1 protein-coding gene is annotated in these 664 nt (G+C 46.2%); it reads right to left on the bottom strand.

From position 1 onward, the window contains the following. Nucleotides 1–664: nucleotide sugar dehydrogenase (locus NMU02_RS13670; protein ID WP_255028526.1), on the bottom strand; the 664-nt coding region annotated here is incomplete at both ends.

The following is a 664-nucleotide window of genomic DNA, read 5'->3' as shown; positions in this document are numbered from 1 at the left end:
GGGAGAAAATTCCATTTCGTCGACGCGGCCGACAATACCTCTTGTGTGTCTATTCCCATACGGGTAAAAATCTTCGACAGCTCGTTTACAAAGGCGATATTTATGTCGCGCTGAGAATTCTCGATCACCTTGGCCGCTTCAGCCACTTTTATCGAAGGGGCCAGATGTGTTCCAGCAGTGATCACGCTCGAGTATATTCTGTCGACTTTTTCTCCGATCTCCGGTGTAGATCCTGATGTTACTTTCTTTATTTTTTCTACAGTATGTTCCTTATCTCCCGGATTGATCCGCTCCGGACTGTAACCTGCATAAAAATCACGGTTGAGCTTCAATCCCGACACGCGTTCCACAACCGGAATACATTCATCCTCGGTAACTCCCGGATAAACAGTCGATTCGTAAACCACGATATCCCCTTTTCCCATCACTTTGCCTACCGTTTCGCTGGCTCCGTATAAAGGGGTCAGGTCCGGGCTATTATTTTCATCTACCGGAGTTGGTACCGCTATGACATAAAAATTGCAATCCCGAATTTCTTCTATATCCGAAGTACATGTAAACCCTTTTAATAAAGCTTCCTGAAGAAGCTCATCACTCACTTCAAGCGTCGCATCGTGGCCCTGCATCAACGATTTCACCCTCGACGGATTCTTATCGAAACCGA

The sequence above is a fragment of the Coprobacter tertius genome, from assembly GCF_024330105.1.
Lineage (GTDB): Bacteria > Bacteroidota > Bacteroidia > Bacteroidales > Coprobacteraceae > Coprobacter > Coprobacter tertius.
This window is presented reverse-complemented; position numbering and strand designations above follow the sequence as displayed.